At 71.1% G+C, this 16,397-nt stretch carries 13 protein-coding genes; 4 read left to right on the top strand and 9 right to left on the bottom strand.

What is annotated here, in order from left to right:
* Positions 1 to 130 precede the first annotated feature (130 nt).
* Both dxs and IA22_RS0123400 read left to right on the top strand, forming a co-directional pair.
* Positions 131 to 2,044 carry a 1-deoxy-D-xylulose-5-phosphate synthase gene (gene dxs, locus IA22_RS0123405; RefSeq protein ID WP_015579242.1) on the top strand — a complete coding sequence of 638 codons (1,914 nt, stop codon included), beginning with the start codon at positions 131 to 133 and terminating at the stop codon, positions 2,042 to 2,044.
* 154 nt (positions 2,045 to 2,198) lie between these two features.
* Entirely contained in the window at positions 2,199 to 3,701 is a 1,503-nt protein-coding gene (locus tag IA22_RS0123400; protein ID WP_015579243.1) for an amino acid permease, read from the top strand.
* 20 nt (positions 3,702 to 3,721) lie between these two features.
* On the opposite strand, the gene IA22_RS0123395 is transcribed toward IA22_RS0123400, so the two are convergent.
* The gene (locus tag IA22_RS0123395; protein ID WP_030124740.1) at positions 3,722 to 4,108 is read right to left on the bottom strand and encodes a PIN domain-containing protein; all 387 of its coding nucleotides are present in this window, start codon (positions 4,106 to 4,108) and stop codon (positions 3,722 to 3,724) included.
* A 17-nt stretch (positions 4,109 to 4,125) separates the two neighbouring features.
* On the bottom strand, positions 4,126 to 5,187 hold the full coding sequence (locus IA22_RS0123390; RefSeq protein ID WP_078468433.1) for an LCP family protein: 1,062 nt from the start codon (positions 5,185 to 5,187) through the stop codon (positions 4,126 to 4,128).
* Positions 5,188 to 5,656: 469 nt separating this feature from the next.
* On the opposite strand from IA22_RS0123390, the gene IA22_RS0123385 reads away from it, so the two are divergent.
* The gene (locus tag IA22_RS0123385) at positions 5,657 to 6,697 is read left to right on the top strand and encodes a PLL family lectin (protein WP_030124738.1); all 1,041 of its coding nucleotides are present in this window, start codon (positions 5,657 to 5,659) and stop codon (positions 6,695 to 6,697) included.
* A gap of 43 nt (positions 6,698 to 6,740) precedes the next feature.
* On the opposite strand, the gene IA22_RS0123380 is transcribed toward IA22_RS0123385, so the two are convergent.
* The 6 genes from IA22_RS0123380 to IA22_RS0123355 form a co-directional block, all read right to left on the bottom strand.
* A complete protein-coding gene (locus IA22_RS0123380; protein WP_015579247.1) occupies positions 6,741 to 6,947 on the bottom strand; it encodes a hypothetical protein in 207 nt (68 codons plus the stop codon).
* Between the two features lie 252 nt (positions 6,948 to 7,199).
* Positions 7,200 to 9,329 carry a 3-hydroxyacyl-CoA dehydrogenase NAD-binding domain-containing protein gene (locus tag IA22_RS0123375; protein ID WP_030124737.1) on the bottom strand — a complete coding sequence of 710 codons (2,130 nt, stop codon included), beginning with the start codon at positions 9,327 to 9,329 and terminating at the stop codon, positions 7,200 to 7,202.
* A complete protein-coding gene (locus IA22_RS0123370; protein ID WP_014153343.1) occupies positions 9,326 to 10,552 on the bottom strand; it encodes a thiolase family protein in 1,227 nt (408 codons plus the stop codon). The genes IA22_RS0123375 and IA22_RS0123370 overlap by 4 nt, the downstream gene beginning before the upstream one ends.
* Positions 10,553 to 10,838: 286 nt before the next feature.
* The gene (locus IA22_RS0123365) at positions 10,839 to 12,113 is read right to left on the bottom strand and encodes an HRDC domain-containing protein (protein WP_014153342.1); all 1,275 of its coding nucleotides are present in this window, start codon (positions 12,111 to 12,113) and stop codon (positions 10,839 to 10,841) included.
* Positions 12,114 to 12,228: 115 nt separating this feature from the next.
* Complete coding sequence (locus IA22_RS0123360) at positions 12,229 to 12,891, bottom strand: helix-turn-helix transcriptional regulator (RefSeq protein WP_014153341.1); 663 nt, start codon at positions 12,889 to 12,891, stop codon at positions 12,229 to 12,231.
* 220 nt (positions 12,892 to 13,111) lie between these two features.
* On the bottom strand, positions 13,112 to 13,771 hold the full coding sequence (locus IA22_RS0123355) for a DUF3000 domain-containing protein (RefSeq protein ID WP_030124736.1): 660 nt from the start codon (positions 13,769 to 13,771) through the stop codon (positions 13,112 to 13,114).
* A 158-nt stretch (positions 13,772 to 13,929) separates the two neighbouring features.
* On the opposite strand from IA22_RS0123355, the gene hemE reads away from it, so the two are divergent.
* Positions 13,930 to 14,973, top strand: coding sequence for a uroporphyrinogen decarboxylase (gene hemE / locus IA22_RS0123350; protein ID WP_030124735.1), 1,044 nt, complete (start codon positions 13,930 to 13,932; stop codon positions 14,971 to 14,973).
* On the opposite strand, the gene IA22_RS0123345 is transcribed toward hemE, so the two are convergent.
* Positions 14,970 to 16,352 (bottom strand): FAD-dependent oxidoreductase, encoded by a 1,383-nt coding sequence (locus IA22_RS0123345; RefSeq protein ID WP_030124734.1) that lies wholly within the window; start codon positions 16,350 to 16,352, stop codon positions 14,970 to 14,972. The genes hemE and IA22_RS0123345 overlap by 4 nt on opposite strands.
* Positions 16,353 to 16,397: the final 45 nt, after the last annotated feature.

Here is a 16,397-nt window from a genome sequence, read left to right as displayed (position 1 = left end):
CGGGCACCTGCGCGTCCGGCGCGCCCGGCGCGGTGCGGCTGAATGCGCCGCCCGATGACCGGGTCCGCCGGCGGAACATTAGACTCATCGGATCGACTCGCTCGACCAGCTCACACGCAAGGAGGCACGGGTGGATCTGCTGACCCGCATCAGGGGACCGCGCGACCTGGACCGGCTCGACTCCGAGCAGCTGGACCAGCTCGCCGGGGAGATCCGTACCTTCCTCGTCGAGGCGGTGTCCAAGACCGGTGGCCACCTCGGCCCGAACCTGGGTGTGGTCGAGCTGACCATCGCCCTGCACCGCGTCTTCGAGTCCCCGCAGGACAAGGTCCTCTTCGACACCGGCCACCAGAGCTACGTGCACAAGCTGCTCACCGGCCGGCAGGACTTCTCGAAGCTCAAGAGCAAGGGCGGACTCTCCGGGTACCCCTCCCGCGCGGAGTCCGAGCACGACGTCATCGAGAACTCCCACGCCTCGACGGTGCTCGGCTGGGCCGACGGCCTCGCCAAGGCCAACGAGGTCCTCAAGAAGGACGACCACGTCGTCGCCGTCATCGGTGACGGCGCGCTCACCGGCGGTATGGCCTGGGAGGCGCTGAACAACATCGCCGCCGCCAAGGACCGCCCCCTCGTCATCGTCGTCAACGACAACGAGCGCTCCTACGCCCCGACCATCGGCGGCCTCGCGAACCACCTCGCCACCCTGCGGACCACCGACGGGTACGAGCGGTTCCTCGCCCGCGGCAAGGACCTCCTGGAGCGCACACCGGTCGTCGGCAGGCCGCTGTACGAGACCCTGCACGGCGCCAAGAAGGGCCTCAAGGACTTCATCGCCCCGCAGGGCATGTTCGAGGACCTCGGCCTGAAGTACGTCGGCCCCATCGACGGCCACGACATCGAGGCCCTGGAGTCCGCCCTCCAGCGGGCCAAGCGCTTCGGCGGCCCGGTCATCGTGCACTGCCTCACCGAGAAGGGCCGCGGCTACACCCCGGCCCTCCAGGACGAGGCGGACCGCTTTCACGCGGTCGGCAAGATCCACCCGGACACCGGCCTGCCGATCTCCACCTCGGGGCTCGACTGGACGTCGGTCTTCGGCGAGGAGATGGTCAAGCTCGGCCACGAGCGCGAGGACATCGTCGCCATCACCGCGGCCATGCTCCAGCCCGTGGGCCTCGGCAAGTTCGAGGAGGCCTTCCCGGACCGGATCTACGACGTCGGGATCGCCGAGCAGCACGGCGCGGTCTCCGCGGCCGGCCTGGCCACCGGCGGGCTGCACCCCGTCTTCGCGGTGTACGCGACCTTCCTGAACCGCGCCTTCGACCAGGTCCTGATGGACGTCGCCCTGCACAGGTGCGGTGTGACCTTCGTCCTGGACCGGGCCGGTGTCACGGGCACGGACGGCGCCTCGCACAACGGCATGTGGGACATGTCGATCCTGCAGTGCGTGCCGACCCTGCGCATCGCCGCCCCGCGCGACGCCGACCAGGTCCGCGCCCAGCTGCGCGAGGCCGTGGCCGTCGACGACGCACCCACCGTCGTCCGCTTCTCCAAGGGCGCCGTCGGCCCCGCGGTCAAGGCGGTCGGCACGGTGGGCGGCATGGACGTGCTCCGCGCGCCGGGCACGGACGAGCCGGACGTGCTCCTCGTCTCCGTCGGCGCGCTCGCCCCGATGTGCCTGGAGATCGCCGCCCTGCTGGACGCCCAGGGCATCTCCACGACCGTGGTCGACCCGCGCTGGGTCAAGCCCGTCGACGAGGCGCTCGCCCCGCTGGCGGCCGAGCACCGGGTCGTCGTCACCGTCGAGGACAACAGCAGGGCCGGCGGTGTCGGCTCCGCCGTCGCCCAGGCCCTGCGTGACGCCGGCGTCGACGTGCCGCTGCGCGACTTCGGCATCCCGCCGGTGTTCCTCGACCACGCCTCGCGCGGTGAGGTCATGGTGGAGATCGGGCTGACCGCACCGGACATCGCCCGTCAGGTCACCGGACTGGTCGCGAAGCTCGACGGCCGCTACGAGAGCCGCGTCGTGGAGCCCGCCCGCGACTGATCAGCACGCACGGCATGGGCCGGTCGCCCACCCCACCCGGGGTGGTCCGACCGGCCCATTCGCGTGAAATCGGGGCATACCACGCGTTCGCGGACATGCCTCGGCTGCCGGGTCCGAATCATGGCGTACACGACGAGTGCGTGGAGGTACGCCGGTGAGCACGCAGCAGGACACGCCACCCAGCGGAGACGGGCTGTTCCGGACCAAGACGGTCGAACAGTCCATCCGCGACACGGAAGAACCGGAGCACGCGCTCAAGAAGTCCCTCTCCGCGCTGGACCTGACGGTCTTCGGTGTGGGCGTCATCATCGGGACCGGCATCTTCGTCCTCACGGGCAAGGTCGCCAAGGAGACGGCGGGCCCGGCCACCGCTCTCGCCTTCGTCGTGGCGGGCGTCGTCTGCGCGCTCGCCGCGCTCTGCTACGCCGAGTTCGCCTCCACCGTCCCGGTGGCCGGATCGGCGTACACCTTCTCCTACGCCTCGCTGGGCGAACTGGTCGCCTGGATCATCGGCTGGGACCTGGTGCTGGAGTTCGCCCTCGGCACCGCGGTCGTGGCGGTCGGCTGGTCGGGCTACGTGCGCTCCCTGATGGACAACATCGGCTGGACGATGCCCGAGGCCCTCTCCGGCCCCGACGTGGCGAGCGGCTTCGGCTTCGACATCCTCGCGTTCGCCCTGGTGCTGGTCCTGACGGTCATCCTGGTCCTCGGGATGAAGCTCTCCGCGCGGGTGACCACGGTCGTCGTGGCCGTCAAACTGGCCGTCGTCCTCATCGTGATCATCGCCGGGCTCTTCTTCGTCAAGGCGTCCAACTACTCGCCCTTCATCCCCGAGGCCGAGAAGCAGGAGGGCGGATCGGGCCTGGACGCCCCGCTGGTCCAGCTGATCTTCGGCTACGAACCCACGAACTTCGGCGTCATGGGCATCTTCACCGCCGCGTCCATCGTCTTCTTCGCCTTCATCGGCTTCGACGTGGTGGCCACGGCGGCCGAGGAGACCAAGCTCCCGCAGCGTGACATGCCGCGCGGCATCCTGGCCTCGCTGGTCATCTGCACCCTGCTCTACGTCGCCGTCTCCCTCGTGGTCACCGGCATGGAGAACTACTCGGATCTCTCGGTCAGCGCCCCGCTCGCCGACGCGTTCAAGGCCGTCGGGCACCCCTTCTACGCGGGGGTCATCAGCTTCGGCGCCGCGGTCGGCCTCACCACGGTCTGCATGATCCTGCTGCTCGGCCAGACCCGGGTGTTCTTCGCGATGAGCCGCGACGGACTGCTGCCGCGGTTCTTCTCCAAGACGCACCCGCGGTTCGGGACCCCGTACCGCCCGACCATCCTGCTCGGCGTGATCATCGCCGTCGTCGCGGGCTTCACGAGCATCAACGAACTCGCGACCCTGGTGAACATCGGCACGCTCTTCGCGTTCGTGGTGGTCGCCCTCGGCGTGATCGTGCTGCGCCGCACCCGCCCCGAGCTGCACCGCGCCTTCCGCACCCCGTGGGTACCGCTGCTGCCGATCGTCTCGGTGGCCGCCTCGGTCTGGCTGATGCTGAACCTGCCGGCGGAGACCTGGCTCCGGTTCGGGATCTGGATGGTGATCGGCGTGATCATCTACTTCGTGTACGGGCGCAGCAACAGCCGTATGGCGAAAGGCCGCTGACCCTGCCGGGCGCCGTGGGACTACGGCAGCGGCCGTACCGTGCGAGGGCCCGTGCAGCGGGCCCCGCACGCCTCGGCCCGCCGCCGCAGTTCCCGGTCGGCCGTCACGACGACGCAGGACCGTACGCCGCGGGCCGCGGCGGCCAGCCCGGCGATCAGATCGTCCCCGCTGCCCGGCGCCGCCTCCACCCGCACCTCGGGCACGGACGCGACCCCGCGCGCGGCACCCTCCACGACGAGTACGAGCTCGACGGGGCCGGGGTGCCCCGGCAGCCCGTCGGCGGCGTACGGGACCAGCGAGTCACGCAGCCGCTCGGCCGCTCCGAGCCGGTCCCTCCACCAGCCGTCGGGCACGGAGCCCACGACGTTGGCGGCATCGACGACCACCAGGGTCCTGTCACCTGTCATCCCTGAAGGATGCCAGGTCAGCCGCCGGTGGCCGGAGACTTCTTCGCCGACTCCGGGATGGTGCCGTCCGAGCGGATCGCCTTCCAGAGGGTGCCGGCCTGCGGCTCCGCGGCCACCACGCGGTTCGGGTCCTGCTTGTCGTAGGCGACCGGCAGCATGATCGTCTCCATCGAGGAGGGGTCGACGCCGTTCATCGAGCGGGCGAACTCGCTGAGCGAGGTCAGCGAGGCGAGCCCCTCGTCGGTCGTCAGCGACTTGGTCGCGGAGTTGGCGATCTTGTACGTCGTCGTCGGACTGCCCAGCAGGTCCTGCGACTTGATCTCGGTCAGCAGCGCGAGCAGGAACTGCTGCTGGAGCCCGATGCGGCCGAGGTCGCTGCCGTCCCCGACGCCGTGCCGGGTGCGGACGTAGGCGAGGGACTGGGTGCCGTCGAGCTTGTGCGTACCCGCGGTCAGGTCGAGGCCGGAGGCCTTGTCCTTGATCGGTTCGTCGACCTTGACGGTGACGCCGCCGATCGCGTCGACGAGGTCCTTGAACCCGGCGAAGTTGATCTCCAGGTAGTGGTCGATCCTGACCCCGGACATCTTCTCCACCGTCTTCACCACACAGGCCGGACCGACCTGGGAGTACACGGAGTTGAACATGACGCGCTCGGCGGACGCCATCGTCGAGCCGTCCGACTTGGTGCACTCGGGCCGGGTCACCAGGGTGTCGCGCGGGATGGAGACCGCGACGGCCTCGGTGCGGCCCTCGGGTATGTGGACGACCAGCGCGGTGTCGGAGCGCGCACCGCTGACGGCCCCGCCCCCGCCGAGTTCCTGGTTCTCCGCCCCGGCACGCGAGTCGGAGCCGAGGACCAGCAGGTTCTGGCCGGTGGTGGGGAGCTTCTCGGGACGGTCCTCACCGAGCGCCTTGTCGATGTCGACGCCCTTGATGTTGCCGTCGAGGTCCTGGTACATCCAGTACGCGGCACCGCCGCCCGCGAGGAGCAGGACGAGGAGCACCCCGAGGGTGATCTTGAGACCGCGGCGGCGCTTGCGTGGCTTCGGCGCGCGTCCGGAACGGGATTCGTCGGACATCCGTGATCCGGCGCCGGTGGGCTGATCTGTCATGGGCTCGTCTGGTTCTTCCGTCGGGACGCGCGCGCCGCGCGCGTGCGAGAGGAGAGGAAAGGATTGGCGGACAGTCCGGACTAGGCGTACCGAAGTCGTCGCTGTGCCATGTTTCGTCCGGGCATTGTTCTAGTCCGGAAGTCGCATTCTGTGATAGGAAGCGCGCTGAAATCGACCCCTGTTGAGTATTATGGTGACACCAGTTGACGCTGCGAAAGCAAAATTGGTCATTCGACAGAGAAACCACGGGACTCCGCCCTTCGCCGTTCGGCACCGGAGGAAGTACTCGGTGAAGAGCGGGCGGGGAGCAATGGGTTTGCGTTCAGGGCGCAGGCGTGCCGGTCATCCTGCCGGGGGGACTCCTTCCGGACCTGCCGGCGGGCCCGACCGTGCGCCGCGCGCCGTCGCAGCCGGGCCGCGCACCACCGGATGGCTGGTGCCGGACAGGGAAGGCCGCCTCACCGCGTACGCCGCGGGACGGACCGGGGGCGTCGTGCGCTGGACCGAGTCCGTGACGAGGCCCGAGGAGTGGAGCCGGCCCGAACTCCTGCTCGCCGACACGGGGATCCTTCCGTACCTCTCCGTGGCACGCGGAAGCGACGGCTACGTCGACCTCTTCACGATGCGCCGCAAGGGCGGCGGCCCCCAGGCGCCGCTCGACGTCGTCTACGCGTCCCAGTACCAGACGGGCCGTCCGATGACCGGATGGCATTCGATCGGGAACCCGCACGGCCAGGACGCCGCGCAGGCGGCGGCCCTCGGCGCACCGGTGGCCGTGGTCGACGGGAGCGACGTGGTCCATGTCTTCGTCCGCAGCGCGGCCGGCGGGGTGTTCACCCGCCGGCGCAACCGGGAGGGCACCTGGGGCAAGTGGACGGCTTTGCCGTGCAAGCGCGTGAGGGACGGAATCTCCGCGGTCGTCACCCGCTCCGGCCGGGTCGAGCTCTTCATGCCGGCGGACAAGGGCGTGTACGTGTGGCGTCAGGAGAAGCCGGGCGGCTCCCTGGACCGCGCTCCCAACCTGGTGTTCATCGCCCGTCCGGAGACGGCGTCGGGCGTCGAGTCCTACGAGGACAGGATCACCCACTTCTGGCGTGACGAGGGCACCGGAGAGGTCGTCGCCTACCGGTTGCCCGGACCCGGCGGCGAGGACGTCGCTCCCGCCCCGCTGGCCGGCGGGTCGGGCCGCGGCCCCCTCGCCCTGTCCCGGTGTCTCGTCGACGGCTACGACTGCACCGTGCTGGCCCAGGCCGAGGAGACGGGCACCCTCGCGGTGACCGCCTACCCGACGGAGGCCGAGTCCGCGGGCGCGTGGTGGGCCGACACCCGGGAACCCTGCGAAGGAGCACCCGCACTGGCCCGAGACCGGGCAGGCCGGCTGGTCGTGGCCGCCATCGGCCCTGAAGGCGGACTGAGCGTGACCAGGCAGCGGCTGGATCAGCAGGGCATGGCGCTGGAGGCCTGGCTCCGGTTCTGATCCCGTCACCGGCCGGCGGCCGGGTCCTGGCCATCACCCCGCGTCACTCCGCCTTCTCGGAGACCCGTACGGAGAGTTCGGTGCCGGCGGTGTAGTACGGCTTGACCAGGACGGCCGGACCGTCACCGGCCTGCACGACGGTGTTGGGGTAGGCGAAGACGGCCTTCACGTCCACCACGTCGGTGAGGAAGCGGCCCAGTCGTGCGACCAGGGGGTCGTACCGCCGGCCCACCCACAGGTCCCAGAGCACCCCGGGATCCGGCGGCACCACGGCCGTGCAGCGGTGCGGCCCCAGGTGGCCGGCGGGCAGCAGGGGAAGCCGTACGGGCCTCTCGTCCCGCGGCGCCTTGCTTCATGTTTCTGGTCGAGTCTGCAATCAAATGATTCCGATTCGGCTACGTACCAGGCAATACCAGCGCACACGAAAGCGGGCCGTACGAAGATCCGTACGGCCCGCTGACGTTTTCCATGCGGAATCGGTGAAGAAGCGTGCGGTGCCGCCTCAGGCAGGAACGCTCGCCACGCCCTGCTCCAGGAAACGCTTCCCGTTGACCCGCTCGGAGACACCCTCGCGGTCCAGGTACGGCGTGATCCCGCCCAGGTGGAAGGGCCAGCCCGCGCCGGTGATCAGGCACAGGTCGATGTCCTGGGGCTCGGCGACGACGCCCTCGGCCAGCATCAGACCGATCTCCTGCGCCACCGCGTCCAGGACGCGGTCACGGACCTGCTCCTCGGTCAGGACGCTGTCGCCCTGCTTGAGGAGCGCGGCGACCTCGGGGTCGAGGACCGGCGCACCGGAGTCGTAGACGTAGAAGCCGCGCTTGCCCGCCTTGACGACCGCCGCGAGGTTCTCGGAGACCGTGAAACGGTCCGGGAACGCGCGGTTCAGGGTCTCGGAGACGTGCAGACCGATGGCCGGGCCGACCAGCTCCAGCAGCACCAGCGGGGACATCGGCAGGCCGAGGGGCTCGATGGCCTTCTCCGCTGTCCCGACCGGGGTGCCCTCGTCGATGATGTTCTGGATCTCGCCCATGAAGCGGGTGAGGATGCGGTTGACGACGAACGCCGGGGCGTCCTTCACCAGCACCGCGGTCTTCTTCAGCTTGCGGGCGACGCCGAAGGCCGTGGCCAGCGAGGCGTCGTCGGTCTGCTCGCCGCGCACGATCTCCAGGAGCGGGAGGATCGCGACCGGGTTGAAGAAGTGGAAGCCGACGACCCGCTCGGGGTTCTTCAGCTTCGACGCCATCTCGGTGACCGAGAGGGACGAGGTGTTCGTGGCGAGGATGGCGTGCGCCGGGGCGACCGCCTCGACCTCCGCGAACACCTTCTGCTTGACGCCGATCTCCTCGAAGACGGCCTCGATGATGAAGTCGGCGTCGGAGAAGCCCTCCGCCTTGTCCAGCACACCGGAGACCAGGGCCTTGAGGCGGTTGGCCTTGTCCTGGTTGATGCGGCCCTTGCCGAGAAGCTTCTCGATCTCGGCGTGGACGTAGCCCACGCCCTTGTCGACGCGCTCCTGGTCGATGTCCGTGAGGACGACCGGCACCTCGAGGCGGCGCAGGAAGAGCAGCGCGAGCTGGCTGGCCATCAGGCCCGCACCCACCACGCCGACCTTGGTCACCGGACGGGCCAGGGCCTTGTCCGGAGCACCGGCCGGGCGCTTGGCGCGCTTCTGGACCAGGTTGAAGGAGTAGATCCCGGAGCGCAGCTCGCCGCCCATGATCAGGTCCGCGAGGGCCTGGTCCTCGGCGTCGAAGCCGGCGCCCAGGTCGCCGGACTTCGCCGCGGCGATGATCTCCAGCGCGCGGTACGCGGCCGGGGCCGCACCGTGCACCTTGGAGTCCGCGATCGCCTTGCCGCGCGCGACCGCCTGGTCCCAGGCGTCACCGCGGTCGACCTCGGGACGCTCCACCGCGATCTCGCCCTTGAGGACGGACGCCGTCCAGATAAGCGACTGCTCCAGGAAGTCCGCGCCCTCGAAGATCGCGTCGGCGATCCCGAGCTCGAAGACCTGCTTGCCCTTGAGCTGGCGGTTCTGGTTCAGCGAGTTCTCGATGATCACCGAGACGGCGCGGTCGGCGCCGATCAGGTTCGGCAGCAGCGCGCAGCCGCCCCAGCCGGGGACCAGACCGAGGAAGACCTCGGGCAGCGAGAACGCCGGCAGCGCCGAGGAGACGGTGCGGTACGAGCAGTGCAGCCCGATCTCGACGCCACCGCCCATCGCCGCGCCGTTGTAGTAGGCGAACGTCGGGACCGCGAGGCCGGAGAGGCGGCGGAAGACGTCGTGGCCGCCCTTGCCGATGGCCAGCGCGTCCTGGTGCTCCTTGAGGAGCTCGACGCCCTTGAGGTCCGCGCCGACCGCGAAGATGAACGGCTTGCCGGTCACACCGACACCGACGATCGTGCCCTCGGCCGCCTCCTTCTCGACCTGGTCGACGGCGGCGTTCAGGTTCGCCAGCGACTGCGGGCCGATGGTGGTCGGCTTGGTGTGGTCGAAGCCGTTGTCCAGCGTGATGAGGGCGAAACGGCCCGCGCCGCCGGGAAGGTCGAGGTGGCGAACGTGCGCCTGGGTGACGACCTCACCGGGGAACAGCTCGGCCGCGCCCTTCAGAAGCTCAGTGGTGGAGCTCACTTGTTGCCTCCGGCGTTCTCGAAGTGCGGGTTCTCCCAGACGACCGTCGCGCCCATGCCGAAGCCGACGCACATGGTCGTCAGGCCGTAGCGGACCTCCGGCTGCTCCTCGAACTGGCGGGCCAGCTGAGTCATCAGGCGGACGCCGGAGGAGGCGAGCGGGTGACCGTAGGCGATCGCGCCGCCGTACTGGTTGACGCGCTGGTCGTCGTCGGCGATGCCGTAGTGCTCCAGGAAGGCCAGCACCTGCACGGCGAAGGCCTCGTTGATCTCGAAGAGACCGATGTCCTCGATGGAGAGGCCGGCCTTGGCCAGGGCCTTCTCCGTCGCCGGGATCGGGCCGTAGCCCATGACCTCGGGCTCGACGCCCGCGAAGGCGTACGACACGAGACGCATCTTGACCGGGAGGCCCAGCTCGCGGGCGGTCTCCTCGGACGCGAGCAGCGAGGCGGTGGCGCCGTCGTTGAGCCCGGCGGCGTTACCGGCCGTCACGCGGCCGTGGGCGCGGAACGGGGTCTTCAGACCTGCCAGGGACTCCAGGGTGGTGCCCGGGCGCATCGGCTCGTCGGCGGTGACCAGGCCCCAGCCCGTCTCGCCCGCCTCGGCGTTGGTGCGGCGCACGGACACCGGCACCAGGTCCTGCTGGATCTTGCCGTTGGCGTACGCCTTGGCGGCCTTCTCCTGCGAGCGGACCGCGTACTCGTCGGCGCGCTGCTTGGTGATCGAGGGGTACCTGTCGTGCAGGTTCTCCGCGGTCATGCCCATGAAGAGGGCGGACTCGTCGACCAGCTTCTCCGACACGAGGCGCGGGTTGGGGTCCACGCTCTCGCCCATCGGGTGGCGGCCCATGTGCTCGACACCGCCGGCGATGACGACGTCGTACGCGCCGAAGGCGATGGAACCGGCCGTCGAGGTGACGGCGGTCAGGGCGCCCGCGCACATGCGGTCGATGGAGTAGCCGGGGACCGACTGCGGCAGACCGGCCAGGATCCCGGCGGTACGCCCGAGGGTGAGGCCCTGGTCGCCGATCTGGGTGGTCGCGGCGATGGCGACCTCGTCGATCTTCGCGGGGTCCAGGTCCGGGTTGCGGCGCAGCAGCTCCCGGATGGCCTTCACGACGAGATCGTCGGCGCGGGTCTCGTGGTAGATGCCCTTCGGGCCCGCTTTGCCGAACGGGGTGCGGACGCCGTCGACGAAGACGACGTCCCGGATGGTACGAGGCACGGTGGCTCTCCTCCAGGGTGCGGGGTGGCACTGCTGCGGGCGCACGCATCGGCGCGCCACGCCCCTCATGCTACTTGCGGGTAACCAGACTGCCCACCCCCCGTCGCCGGAGCGGCGAACGTCACATGCCCGGGGGTGCCGCCGGCGGCCCGGCGTGGCCGGGTAACTGGCGTGAATTCGATCCTCCTGGATGAGGCGGCCGATGGCGCGGTCCCGACACGCGTACGCCCCTGCGCCGTGTCCGGCGAAGGGGCGTACGTGCGTCCGAAGGCGCGTCCGGGGGCGGTCAGGCGCCGGTGTCCAGGGCGCGCAGCAGCAGGGGGCCGACCTGTTCGATCTGCCAGTGGCGCGCCCCGTGCCCGGCCAGCGCCGTCTCGACCGCGGCCGGGGTCAGGGCCTTCGGCGGCTCCCAGCAGACCCGGCGCACGGTGTCCGGGGTGATCAGGTTCTCCTGCGGCATGTGCAGCCGTTCGGCGAGCTCCGACACGGCGGTACGGGCCGCCGACAGCCGGGCGGCGGCGGCCGGGTCCTTGTCCGCCCAGGAGCGGGGCGGCGGAGGGCCCGCCGGCTGCTGACCGGGCTGCGGCAGCTCGGACTCGGGCAGCTGCCTGGCCCGGTCGACGGCCGCCTGCCACTGCTCCAGCTGACGGCGCCCCATGCGGTGCCCGAAGCCCGGCAGTGCGGTGAGGGCCTGCACGTTCACCGGGAGCGCCAGGGCGGCCTCGATGATCGCGGCGTCGCCGAGCACCTTGCCGGGGGAGATGTCACGGCGCTGCGCCACCTGGTCGCGCGCGGTCCACAGCTCCCGGACGACCGCGATCTGGCGGCGGCGGCGCACCTTGTGCATGCCGGAGGTCCGGCGCCACGGGTCCTTGCGCGGAGGGGCCGGCGGAGCCGAGGCGATCGCGGCGAACTCCTCCAGCGCCCAGCCCAGCTTGCCCTGCCGGTCCAGCTCCTCCTCCAGGGCGTTGCGCAGGTCCACCAGCAGCTCGACGTCGAGCGCGGCGTAGCGCAGCCAGGGGTCGGGCAGGGGGCGGGTGGACCAGTCGACCGCGGAGTGCCCCTTCTCCAGGGCGTAGCCGAGGACGTTCTCGACTATGGCGCCCAGTCCGACACGCGGGAATCCCGCCAGCCGTCCGGCGAGCTCCGTGTCGAAGAGCGAGGTCGGGGTCATACCTATGTCGCGCAGGCAGGGAAGGTCCTGGGTGGCCGCGTGCAGGATCCACTCACTGCCGGTGAGGGCCTCGCCGAGCGCGGACAGGTCGGGGCAGCCGACCGGGTCGATCAACGCGCTCCCCGCGCCCTCGCGACGCAGCTGCACCAGGTAGGCGCGCTGCCCGTAGCGGTAGCCGGAGGCGCGCTCCGCGTCGACGGCGACGGGGCCCGTGCCGGCGGCGAAATCCGCCACCACCCGGGCCAGCGCGTCGTCGGTCGCCACCACCGGGGGGATTCCCTCGCGCGGCTCGAGCAAGGGGATCGGCGCCGGGGCGACGTCGTCCGGGGGAGCGCCCCCGGTGGTTCGCAGTGATGTGTCTGCTGCGGTCTCTTGGGCGTCGGTCACATGCCAAGGGTATCTGTGTGTACGCGTCGCCCGTCGACGGAACGTTCCGTCGACGGGCGACCATGCACGTAAACCGGCCGGTTGTGCATCTGTGCAGGTGCCGGTGGATGCGGGGTCAGTGGATGATGCCCGTTCGCAGGGCGACGGCGACCATTCCGGCGCGGTCCCCGGTGCCGAGCTTGCGGGCGATGCGGGCGAGGTGGCTCTTGACCGTGAGGGCGGAGAGGCCCATCGAGACGCCGATGGCCTTGTTGGACTGGCCTTCGGCGACCAGGCGGAGCACCTCCACCTCACGGCCGGACAGCTCGCGGTAGCCGCCCGGGTGGCTCGGGGTGCCGGGGGGCCTGCGGTGCATTCGGGCGGCATTGGCCCCGATCGGGGCCATGCCGGGACGGGTGGGGTGGCCGATGTTGGTGCGGGTGCCGGTGACGACGTAGCCCTTCACACCGCCCGCGAGGGCGTTGCGCACCGCGCCGATGTCATCGGCGGCGGAGAGGGCGAGGCCGTTCGGCCAGCCGGCGGCTCGGGTCTCGGACAGCAGGGTCAGCCCGGAACCGTCGGGCAGGTGGACGTCGGCAACGCAGATGTCGCGCGGGTTGCCGACGCGGGGGCGGGCCTCCGCGATGGACGACGCCTCGATGACGTCACGAACTCCGAGGGCCCACAGATGGCGGGTGACGGTGGAACGGACGCGTGGGTCGGCCACGACGACCATGGCCGTCGGCTTGTTAGGGCGGTAGGCGACCAGGCTTGCGGGCTGCTCGAGGAGAACGGACACCAGGCCTCCTGGGGAGTGGCGGGACGGGCCGGCTCGGGGATGAAGCCGGGGCGAACCATGCTTGAAGGGTCATTGACCTCTTCGGCAGCAGGTGCGTCCTCCTTTAGGGGAAGATCACGATTTAGTGAGTAACAATTCGGGCAAATAGGACGGGCGATCGATTGTACGAAAAGAGAGCCGGTCGCTGTGCGGCCGGCTCTCTTCCGAAGGTGACGCGGTGTTACGAGACCTGGGGGCCCCGACGCTGCGGAAGCGTCACCACCGCCGCGTCGGCCGTGCCCGACGGCGGCAGCCCGGCGAGCTGGCAGAGCAGATCGCCCCAGGCGACCAGATGCGCGCCCACGTCCGGCACCCCGCCGCGCCCCTCGCGCGGCGTCCACGAGGCCCGGATCTCGATCTGCGTCGCCGCACGCCGCTCGGACAGCGCGCCGAAATAGTGCGACCCGGCGCGCGTCACCGTCCCGCCCGCCTCCCCGTACGAGAGCCCCCGGGCGTCCAGCGCCCCGGTGAGCCAGGACCAGCACACCTCCGGCAGCAGCGGGTCGGCCGCCATCTCCGGTTCCAGTTCGGCCCGCACGAGCGTCACCAGGCGGAAGGTGCCCTGCCAGGCATCGTGTCCGGACGGGTCGTGCAGGAGGACCAGGCGGCCGTCGGCGAGGTCGTCCTCACCGTCCACCACCGCGGCTTCCACGGCGTACGCGTGCGGGGCGAGGCGCTTCGGCGGCCGTGTGGGCTCGACCTCCAGTTCGGGGCGCAGCCGGGCGGAACGCAACGCGTCGACCGCCGACCGGAACGCGGGCGGGACGCCGTCGTCGTCCGCACCCTCCTCGCTGTCGGTGCCATCGGAATGATCGAAGAATTGTCCCTGAGCCGGAGCCATGCGGGGAAGAGTAGGCGGAACCGGAGCGCCGTGCAGGGAGGGACACCCATGCGACGTCCGGCTCGTTGCCACTCCGTGCGAAGATTCTGTGCGTGAGTGCCAACGACCTTCCCCAAGAGCTCAGCTCCGTCCGAACAGGGGAGGGCCCGTCCTCGGGCCTGCGGACGACCCCCGCCACCCATGAATCGGCCTTCCTCAAGGCCTGCCGCCGTGAGCCCGTGCCGCACACCCCGGTCTGGTTCATGCGCCAGGCGGGACGCTCGCTGCCCGAGTACCTGAAGGTCCGCGAGGGCATCGCGATGCTCGACTCCTGCATGATGCCGGAGCTGGTCACCGAGATCACCCTGCAGCCCGTGCGCCGTCACAAGGTCGACGCCGCGATCTACTTCAGCGACATCGTCGTACCGCTCAAGGCCATCGGCATCGACCTCGACATCAAGCCCGGCATCGGCCCGGTGATCGCCGAGCCGATCCGTACCCGCGCCGACCTGGCCCGGCTGCGCGACCTCACCCCCGAGGACGTCCCGTACGTCACCGCCGCCATCGGGATGCTCACCGCCGAGCTCGGCGCCACGCCGCTGATCGGGTTCGCCGGTGCGCCGTTCACCCTCGCGAGCTATCTCGTGGAGGGCGGCCCGTCCCGCAACCACGAGCGCACCAAGGCCATGATGTACGGCGACCCGGAGCTCTGGGCCGACCTGCTCGACCGGCTCGCGGAGATCACCGGCGCCTTCCTCAAGGTCCAGATCGAGGCCGGCGCCTCCGCCGTCCAGCTCTTCGACTCCTGGGTCGGCGCGCTCGCCCCGGCCGACTACCGCCGCTCCGTGATGCCGGCCTCGGCGAAGGTCTTCGACGCCGTCGCGTCCTACGGCGTCCCGCGCATCCACTTCGGCGTCGGCACCGGCGAGCTGCTCGGCCTGATGGGCGAGGCCGGCGCGGACGTCGTCGGCGTCGACTGGCGCGTACCGATGGACGAGGGCGCCCGCCGGGTCGGTCCCGGCAAGGCCCTCCAGGGCAACCTCGACCCCGCGGTGCTCTTCGCGCCGACCGAGGCGGTGGAGGCGAAGACCCGTGAGGTGCTCGACGCCGCCGCCGGTCTCGACGGCCACATCTTCAACCTCGGCCACGGCGTCATGCCGTCCACCGACCCGGACGCCCTCACGCGCCTGGTGGAGTACGTCCACCGGCAGACGGCCCGCTAGTCGGTGCCGGCCGCCCGCACCGCCGACACGGCCTTGCGGGCGGCCACCAGCACCGGATCCCAGACCGGGGAGAACGGCGGCGCGTAGCCGAGGTCGAGCGCGGTCATCGCCTCCACGGTCATCCCGGCGGTGAGCGCCACCGCCGCGACGTCCACGCGCTTCGCCGCTCCGTCGCGGCCGACGATCTGCACGCCCAGGAGCCGGCCGGTGCGGTACTCCGCGAGCATCTTCACCGTCATCGGCTTCGCTCCCGGGTAGTAGCCGGCGCGGCCCGTCGACTCGATCGTCGCCGTGACGTAACGCAGTCCGACCGCCTTCGCGTCCTTCTCGCGCAGCCCGGTCCTGGCGATCTCCAGGTCGCAGAGCTTGCTCACCGCCGTACCGACGACTCCGGGGAAGGTGCCGTAGCCGCCCCCGACGTTGGCCCCGATGACCTGACCGTGCTTGTTCGCGTGGGTGCCGAGCGCGATGTGCCGGGTGCGTCCGGCGACGAGGTCCAGGACCTCGACGCAGTCACCCCCGGCCCAGATGTCGTCGTGTCCCGTGACCCGCATCGACAGGTCCGTCAGGAGACCCCCGTGCGGGCCCAGCGGCAGACCCGCCTCACGGGCCAGGGCGGTCTCCGGCTCGACGCCGATGCCCAGCACGACGACGTCGGCGGGGTAGGTGCCCCCGTCCGTGGCGACCGCCGTGACCCGGCCGTCCTGGCCGGTGTCGATCCTGGTGACCGCGGCCCCGTTGACCGTGGTGATGCCCAGGCCGTCCATCGCCTCGTGGACCAGCCGCCCCATGTCCGGATCGAGCGTCGCCATCGGCTGCGCGCCACGGTTGAGCACCGTCACCTCGAAGCCGCGCCTGAGCATCGCCTCCGCCATCTCGACGCCGATGTAGCCCGCGCCGACGACGACCGCCCGGCGCCCCGGGGCCCGGTCGAGGGAATCCAGGAGCGCCCGGCCGTCGTCCAGCGTCTGCACGCCGTGGACCCCCGGGGCGTCGATGCCAGGCAGGTCCGGGCGCACCGGCCGGGCGCCGGTGGCGATCACCAGCTTGTCGTAGCCCGTCCACCGGGACTCGCCGCTGTCGCGGTCCAGCGCCCGCACGCGGTGCCCGGCGACGTCGATCTCCGTGACCTCGGTACGGGTGTGCAGCTCGATGGACCGGGACCGGTGCTCCTCGGGCGTACGGGCGACGAGGGCGTCGGGCCCCTCGACGTCACCGCTCACCCAGTACGGGATGCCGCAGGCGGAGTACGACGTGAAGTCGCCGCGTTCGAAGGCGACGATGCTCAGCTCCTCGGGCCCCTTGAGCCTGCGGGCCTGCGACGCGGCCGACATGCCCGCCGCGTCGCCTCCCACGACCACCAGTCGCTCCGCCGCCATGCCGGGTCCCTTCGCCGCCGTGTGCAGGATCAGGGGCCCACGCTA

This window comes from Kitasatospora papulosa, assembly GCF_000717245.1.
Taxonomy (GTDB): Bacteria; Actinomycetota; Actinomycetes; order Streptomycetales; family Streptomycetaceae; genus Streptomyces; species Streptomyces papulosus.
The sequence above is the reverse complement of the archived record's forward strand: the minus strand, read 5'-3'. Positions and strand labels throughout refer to the sequence as shown.